This is a genomic window from Oscillibacter sp. CAG:155 (assembly GCA_000436875.1).
GTDB lineage: Bacteria > Bacillota > Clostridia > Oscillospirales > Oscillospiraceae > Oscillibacter.
This window is the reverse complement of the sequence record FR890885.1, coordinates 17887-25080: the sequence shown is the minus strand read 5'-3', so window position 1 is coordinate 25080 and position 7194 is coordinate 17887. Positions and strand designations below refer to the sequence as shown.

9 protein-coding genes are annotated in these 7194 nt (G+C 64.1%); 8 read left to right on the top strand and 1 reads right to left on the bottom strand.

The genetic code is table 11. From position 1 onward, the window contains the following. Nucleotides 1–722 (bottom strand): sporulation protein (locus tag QZL67_RS04025; protein ID WP_292919829.1); only part of this gene is annotated, 722 nt, incomplete at its 3' end. 127 nt (nucleotides 723–849) lie between these two features. Here QZL67_RS04025 and QZL67_RS04020 point away from each other — a divergent pair. From QZL67_RS04020 to QZL67_RS03985, 8 genes are all read left to right on the top strand, one after another. Then, nucleotides 850–1140: a YabP/YqfC family sporulation protein gene (locus QZL67_RS04020; protein ID WP_022289480.1), complete on the top strand. Its 291-nt coding sequence runs from the start codon at nucleotides 850–852 to the stop codon at nucleotides 1138–1140. 3 nt (nucleotides 1141–1143) lie between these two features. After that, a complete protein-coding gene (locus tag QZL67_RS04015) occupies nucleotides 1144–2346 on the top strand; it encodes a sporulation protein YqfD (protein ID WP_022289479.1) in 1203 nt (400 codons plus the stop codon). A 33-nt stretch (nucleotides 2347–2379) separates the two neighbouring features. After that, nucleotides 2380–3354: a PhoH family protein gene (locus tag QZL67_RS04010; protein WP_292919827.1), complete on the top strand. Its 975-nt coding sequence runs from the start codon at nucleotides 2380–2382 to the stop codon at nucleotides 3352–3354. Further along, nucleotides 3354–3848, top strand: coding sequence for an rRNA maturation RNase YbeY (ybeY, locus tag QZL67_RS04005; RefSeq protein ID WP_022289477.1), 495 nt, complete (start codon nucleotides 3354–3356; stop codon nucleotides 3846–3848). Before QZL67_RS04010 ends, ybeY begins: the two co-directional genes overlap by 1 nt. A 79-nt stretch (nucleotides 3849–3927) precedes the next feature. Beyond that, entirely contained in the window at nucleotides 3928–4251 is a 324-nt protein-coding gene (locus QZL67_RS04000) for a hypothetical protein (protein ID WP_022289476.1), read from the top strand. 15 nt (nucleotides 4252–4266) lie between these two features. Then, nucleotides 4267–6483: an ATP-dependent RecD-like DNA helicase gene (locus tag QZL67_RS03995; protein WP_022289475.1), complete on the top strand. Its 2217-nt coding sequence runs from the start codon at nucleotides 4267–4269 to the stop codon at nucleotides 6481–6483. 142 nt (nucleotides 6484–6625) lie between these two features. Further along, complete coding sequence (locus QZL67_RS03990) at nucleotides 6626–6862, top strand: helix-turn-helix domain-containing protein (protein ID WP_022289474.1); 237 nt, start codon at nucleotides 6626–6628, stop codon at nucleotides 6860–6862. Next, on the top strand, nucleotides 6859–7194 hold a 336-nt coding region (locus QZL67_RS03985; protein WP_292919825.1), incomplete at its 3' end, for a ComF family protein. The genes QZL67_RS03990 and QZL67_RS03985, both read left to right, overlap by 4 nt.

The following is a 7194-nucleotide window of genomic DNA, read 5'->3' as shown; positions in this document are numbered from 1 at the left end:
TCCGCTGTCAGCAGCGGCGTCAGAGAAAACAGCTCTGTGACGCCCACCAGCACCGGCCCGAGAGGAGGGGGCAGGGCGGAGAGGGGCCGGGCCAGCACGTAGAAGAACAGCACAAAGGCACACACGGATAAAATGCCGGAGCAGGCGGCCCGTACGGACTCCACCAACGCGGCGGAGAAGGAGACTGCGTGAAAAGCGGAACCCCTTGTCGGAGCCTGCGGGGCAGAGGAACTGGCCCGGTACCGGCGAAAGCACAGTCCCGTCAGCAGTGCGGAGAGCACATGGATCAGCCACAGCCAGATGCCCACGCGAACGCTGCCAAATACGCCGATGCCCAGGACGCTGATCAGGAATACCGGATTGGAGTTGTTGGAAAACGTCAGCAGCCGCTCCGCCTCATCCTTTCGCAGTGAGCCCTGGCGGTACAGCTCTGCTGTGGTCCGGGGACCGATGGGGTAGCCGCCCACCAGCCCCAGCAGCAGTGCAGAGCTGCCGGCGCCGTCCACCCGGAACAGCGGTTCCATCAGCCCCGCCAGCCAGGGGGCGGCCAGTTCCCCAAAGCCCAGCCGCAGCAGCAGGGTGGAAACCGCCAAAAACGGGAACAGCGCCGGGATGACCGATCGGGCGCACAGGGCCAGCGCCGCAGACACATCCTGCCGGACCTGCCCGGCGTCCGCCAAAAACCACACCAGCACGCCGCACAAAAGGAGGCATGCTGCCATCCGCCACCGTGCTTTCATTCACATCACCCCTTTACCCTATGCCATTTTCCGGGCGCATATGCCGGGAGGCGGGGACAGGCAAGTTCCGGGCTGCCGCCGCATACAGTCGCAAAGAGGTGAGAAGACGATGGAGCGGAATCGAAAAGGAACGGATGGCGGTGTGCTGGGGGCGGTGGCAGAGCTGTTCGATTTGCCGGCGGATGTGGTGGCCGGACTTCCCCGTCTGGAGATGATCGGCGGCCGTCAGCTGTATTTGGAGCGTCATCTGGGCATCCTTGCATACAGCGACACACAGATCGATGTCAATACCGCCGCCGGAGTCCTGCGGGTCCGAGGAGAGCGGTTGTCTCTTGTGGCGATGACGGCGGAGGAAGTGCGGATCGGCGGGCAGATCAACGCCGTGGAATGGGTGAGGTAGCCGATGCTCAAAGAAGTTGTCAACCGGATACAGGGTCAGGTGCGGCTGCGGGTGGAGGCACCGTTCCCGGAGCGGGTGCTGAACCTGTGCGGCGCCCGGAACCTTTCCTTCTGGGATGTGGCCTGGGACTCTGATAAGGCCTTTACCTGCCGCATGAGCCGCCGGGACAGCCGGACACTGCGGCGGGCGGTCCAGGAGATGGACTGTACTGTTACGGTGGTGGGCCGGGAGGGGGCGCCCTATTTTCTGCTGCGGTTCCGCCGGCGGTATGTGCTGCTGGCGGGACTGGGACTGTGTGCCGCCGCCATGGTATACGGCTCCTTTTTCATCTGGGATTTTCAGGTAGAGGGCAACGAGACTGTGCCCGATGAGGAGATTTTGCGGGCGTTGGAGCAAAACGGCGTGGGGATCGGCACGTTTTCCTTTTCCCTGGACCCGGAGGGCCTGCGCAACCAGGTGCTGCTGGAGATCCCGGAACTGAGCTGGCTGACGGTCAATGTCTCCGGATGCCGGGCCACCGTGCAGGTGCGGGAGCGGGTCAAAAAGCCGGAGATGGTGGACGAGCGCACCCCCACCAACGTGGTGGCCCGCCGGGCGGGGCTGGTTCTCACGATCCAGAGCACGGAGGGTGTGAACATGGTGCTGCCGGGGACCTCGGTGGAAGAGGGACAGCTGCTGATCTCCGGCGTAGAGGACACGGACACCGTGGGCGCCCGGATTCTGGCGGGGCGAGGGTCCGTCACGGCCCGGACCTGGTACACCCTCACCACCCGGATGCCGCTGGCGGCGGAGACGAAGTCCTACACCGGGCGGAAAAAAACCGGCTGGTCGCTGATCTTTGGTACGCATCGGGTAAAATTCTATGGAAACAGTAGCATCGAAGGGGCAGAATATGATAAAATAACCACCAGGTACCCCTGGACGCTGCTGGGGCTGCGGCTGCCGGTGACGCTGGTGCGGGAGACCTATCATTTTTATGAGCGTGCGGAGACCGGGATGGACCCCGCTGCGGCGGAATCTGCCGGAGAAGCCATCCTGACGGAATACCTCCACAGTCTGGTGGACCCGTATGGCACCGTCACCACCACACTCTGTACCTCCCGGCAGCGGGGGGACGTACTGGAAGTGACGCTGGCGGCGGAGTGCCGGGAGGAGATCGCCCGGACAGCGCCCATTTATGTGAGCGACGATACCCCGGACCCCTGAGGCCCGGAACACGATTTGGGAGTGAGCGAAACATTGGAACAGCGAATCAGCATTGAACGGCTGGAACAGGCCGTGAACATTTTTGGGTCCTTTGATGAAAACATCCGCCTTCTGGAGCAGGAATTCCATGTGACCGTGGTGAACCGGGACGGTGAGCTGCGGGTAGAGGGAGAGCCGGAGGAGACCATGCTGGCTTGTAAGGCCATCCAGGCCCTGCTGACCCTCTCTTCCCGGGGAGAGGCCATCGGCGAGCAGAATGTGCGCTATGTCATCGGGCTGGTCCGCAGCGGAAAGGAGACGCAGATCTCGGAGCTGACAGGCGACGTGCTGTGCATCACCGCCAAGGGCCGCCCGGTGAAGCCCAAGACCATCGGACAAAAGGAGTATATCAAGTCCGTGCTCCACAATACCGTCACCATCGGCGTGGGCCCGGCAGGTACCGGCAAGACGTACCTGGCCGTGGCCGCCGCCGTGGCTGCCTTCCGGGACAAGCAGGTCAATCGCATCATCCTTACCCGTCCTGCGGTGGAGGCCGGCGAACGGCTGGGCTTTCTGCCTGGCGACCTTCAGAGCAAGGTGGACCCGTACCTGCGGCCGCTGTATGACGCCCTCTTTGACATGCTGGGGGCGGAGACGTACCAGAAGTATCTGGAGCGGGGCAATATCGAGGTGGCGCCTCTTGCGTATATGCGTGGCCGCACCCTGGATGACAGCTTCATCATCCTGGACGAGGCCCAGAACACCTCCCGGGAGCAGATGAAGATGTTTTTGACCCGTCTGGGTTTTGGGTCCAAGATCGTCATCACCGGCGACGTGACCCAGATCGACCTGCCGGCGGACAAGAGTTCCGGTTTGAAGGAGGCCATGCGGGTGCTGCGGAATGTGGAGGGCATCGGCATCTGCCAGCTGACCAACGCGGACGTGGTGCGCCATGTGATGGTGCAGCGGATCGTGGAGGCCTACGAGCGGTACGAGGAGGCCAAAAACGGCGGAAAGGGGCGCAAGTGATGGCAAAGCGGCATTATATCCCGGTGACGGCGGACGTGCCCGGCGCCGCCAGTGAGGGCAATTGTGCCCTTATCCGCAAGGTCATCCGCACGGCACTGGCCGCCGAGGGGGTGGATTTCCCCTGCGAGGTGGACGTGCTGCTGACCAATGACGAGAACATCCACGCCATCAACCAGGACATGCGGAACGTGGACCGGGCCACGGACGTTTTGAGCTTTCCGGAATTTGACCTGACGCCGGGCCAGCTGCCTACGTCTGAGGACGCGGACCCCGGCACGGGGCTGGTGCCCCTGGGGGACATGGTGATCTCCATGGAGCATGTGGCGGCCCAGGCCAAGGAGTACGGTCATCCCAAGCGGCGGGAGCTTGCCTATCTGGTGGTCCACTCCGTGCTGCACCTGCTGGGCTATGACCACCTGGACGAGGGCCCTCAGAAACGGCAGATGCGGGCCCGGGAGGAGGCCATCCTGGCGGAGCTCGGCATTGGGCGGTAAGCGGAAGCGCGGCGGCTCCGCGTAAGCGGCAAATCACCCCGGACAGCCCCCGGGCATAGGCTATCCCGAGGTGATTGGGATGATGTTGTTTCAGGACGGCTTGCTGGCGTTTTTCTCCGCTGTGGGCGTGACCACGGTGGTCTGGCTGGTGGCGGGGGCGCTGCTCCACGCCGGGCGCCCGGTGATTCCGGGGGTCTTGCTGGTGCTGCCCGTCCGGGGCGAGGCGCTGGCTATGGAGGCGGACGTACGGGAGCTGCGCCGGGCCCGGAACCATCTGCCGGGGGCGAAGATCGTCCTGGCGGACTGTGGGCTCAGCGACGACGCCAAGGCGCTGGCAGCATGCCTCGCGGACCGGGGCAAGGACGTGGTCCTGGTGGACGGGGCCAAATTTCAAGTGGAATAGAGGAACGAGACGACCATGGAGGAACTGACCGCCTGCGAGGGCACTGTACATAGTGTGATCTTTCAAAACGCCGAAAACGGCTATACCGTTCTCCGCCTCCTGACGGAGGAGGGCGAGGTGGTCACGGTGGTGGGCTGCATCCCCTGCGTGGCCCCCGGCGAGCACCTGACGGTGTCCGGCGTGTGGGAGACCCATCCCCAGCATGGGGAACAGCTGCGGGCGGTGGAGCTGGAGCGGATGCTGCCGGAGGATGAGGAGGAGATTTTCGACTACCTCTCCTCCGGCATTTGCCGGGGCGTGGGGCCTGCCACCGCCCGGCGGATCGTGGACCGCTTCGGTGTGGAGACGCTGGACATCCTGGAGCGGGAGCCGGAGCGGCTGAACCTCATCAAGGGCATCACGGCGAAAAAGGCCCAGGAGATCGCTGAGAGTTTCCGCCAGCACATGGGACTCCGGCGGCTGATGGCGTTTCTCGCCCGGTACGAGCTGCCGCCGGTGCTGGCCATGCAGCTGCGCCAGCAGTATGGAGACGCGGCGCTGGAGATGGTGGAGAAAAATCCGTATCTGCTCTCCGGGGACAGCTGCGGCGTGGATTTTTCCGTCACCGACCGCATCGCCCTGGGCATGGGCATCGACCCGGACAGCGACGAGCGGATTCAGGCGGCGGTGACCTTTGAGCTGAGCCACAACGAGAACAACGGCCATGTGTTTTTGCCCCGGCCCAAGCTGGTGGCCGCCACTGCCCAGCTGCTCCAATGTACGGAGGAGCCGGTGGAGCGGGCGCTGGACAAGCTGGTGGAGCGGGGCGCGGTGGTGCAGGAGCCGGTAGCCAATGTGGAGGCCTGCTATCTCCGCCGGTTGTGGGAGGCGGAGACCTCCGCTGCCGCCCGGCTGAACGCACTGCTGGCGGCGGCACCGGATGAGAGCCGCCAGGCCCGGCGGGCGGTGGAGGAGATCCAGCGCCAGCAGGGCATCACCTACGCTCCCCGGCAGCGGGAGGCGGTGGAGCTGGCGGGCCGAGTGGGGGTACTGATCCTCACCGGCGGCCCCGGCACCGGCAAGACCACCACCGTCCGGGGTATTGTGGCACTTTTTCAGAAGATGGGGTTGGACATTGTGCTGGCGGCGCCCACCGGCCGGGCGGCCAAGCGAATGAGCGAGCTGACGGGCATGGAGGCGCAGACGGTCCACCGCCTGCTGGGAATGACCTGGAACGAGCGGACCCATCAGGTGACCTTCCAGAAGACGGAGAAGGAGCCGCTGGAGGCGGACGCCGTCATCGTGGATGAGATGAGCATGGTGGACGTATCCCTCTTCTCCGCGCTGCTGCGGGCGCTGCGGCCGGGGACCCGGCTGGTGCTGGTGGGAGACGCGGACCAGCTGCCCTCGGTGGGAGCCGGGAACGTGTTTTCCGACCTGATTCGCAGCGGCCGGGCGGAGACCGTATTTTTGCGGGAGGTGTTCCGCCAGGCGGAGACCTCCGCCATCATCCGCAACGCCCACGCGGTGAACCTGGGCCAGCCGCCTCAGCTGACCAACAACCAGGGGGATTTCTTCTTCCTCTGCCGCCGGGACCCGGAGCGGACGGTGGCCACGGTGGTGGAGCTTTGCAAAAAGCGGCTGCCGGAGAACATGGGCATCCCGGCGGACCAAATCCAGGTGCTCACCCCCACCCGCAAGGGCCCCAGCGGCACGATGAACCTCAACCGGTGTTTGCAGGAGGCCCTCAATCCCAAGACACCGGACAAGCGGGAGATCCTCTGGGGCGAACGGCTGTTCCGGGAGGGGGACCGGATCATGCAGACCCGCAACGACTACGACGTGGTGTGGGAAAAGGCGGACGGCACTGTGGGCACCGGGATGTTCAACGGCGACGTGGGCAAGATCACCCAGATCGATCCCTCCGGCGAGTGGCTGTCGGTGGACTTTGATGGCCGCAGCGCGCTCTACGGCGTGGAGCAGCTCAGCGAGCTGGACCTGGCCTACGCCCAGACGGTCCACAAGGCCCAGGGCAGCGAGTACCGGGCCGTGGTGCTGGCCGCCATGCCGGCGGCTCAGTCCTTGATGGTGCGGGGGGTGCTGTACACAGCCCTCACCCGGGCCCGGGAGCTTTTGGTGGTGGTGGGAGATGACGCCGCCATCCGGGCCATGGCGGCCAACGACCGCCAGCAGCGCCGGTACTCGGGCTTGAAGTGGCGGCTCTCCAACGGAAATGGACTGCACGGAAACTGAGAAAAGAGCGAAAGCATTCACTGCTTTCGCTCTTTTTGTATTCACGACAAAATTAGGACCCATATTGGTCCCTTTTAAGATACATGCCTCCATACAATAAAGCCAGACTGGACCCAAATAAGTCCATTTGGCGGAGGATGGTATGGCAGAGCAGAAAATTAAGCAGGATATTGCCATCGGTGCAAATATCCGCAAAATTCGCACCCGGCAGAAAATCGGGCAGACAGAGTTGGTCCGCCTCCTCCAGCTGGAAGGCGTGGAGATGACGCGGGAAACGCTGGTAAAAATCGAGCGGGGCACTCAGCATATCCGTGCATCCCAGCTACGTGGAATCCGGGATGCGCTGCACACCACCTATGATGCATTATTGGAGCCATGAGGGATTGGATTCATCAACTTCTGGACCTCTTTTTCCCACCAAAATGTCCTTTTTGTGGAAAAGTTTTGGACCACGCCGGCATCTGTCCGGCCTGTGAAAAGACACTTCCCTGGACAGAGGAGAGGGAGGGCGTGCGGAAACTTTCCGGCGGTGTGCAGTGTGCCGCTCCGCTGTGGTATGAAAAGCAGGTCCGAGAGGGCCTGCTGCGCTTCAAATTCCAGGGGGCCAGCGCGGCGGCGGGACCCATGGGCGAGCTGGTGGCCCGCTGCGCCGCGGAGCGGTTTTCCGGGGCATTTGACGTGGTCACCTGGGTGCCGGTGAGCCGCCGGCGG

Coding starts and splice junctions, on each gene's coding strand:
- QZL67_RS04020 (WP_022289480.1), top strand. CDS start 850: ATGGAGCGGAATCGAAAAGGAACGGATGGCGGTGTGCTGGGGGCGGTG.
- QZL67_RS04000 (WP_022289476.1), top strand. CDS start 3,928: ATGATGTTGTTTCAGGACGGCTTGCTGGCGTTTTTCTCCGCTGTGGGC.
- ybeY (WP_022289477.1), top strand. CDS start 3,354: ATGGCAAAGCGGCATTATATCCCGGTGACGGCGGACGTGCCCGGCGCC.
- QZL67_RS04015 (WP_022289479.1), top strand. CDS start 1,144: ATGCTCAAAGAAGTTGTCAACCGGATACAGGGTCAGGTGCGGCTGCGG.
- QZL67_RS03990 (WP_022289474.1), top strand. CDS start 6,626: ATGGCAGAGCAGAAAATTAAGCAGGATATTGCCATCGGTGCAAATATC.
- QZL67_RS03995 (WP_022289475.1), top strand. CDS start 4,267: ATGGAGGAACTGACCGCCTGCGAGGGCACTGTACATAGTGTGATCTTT.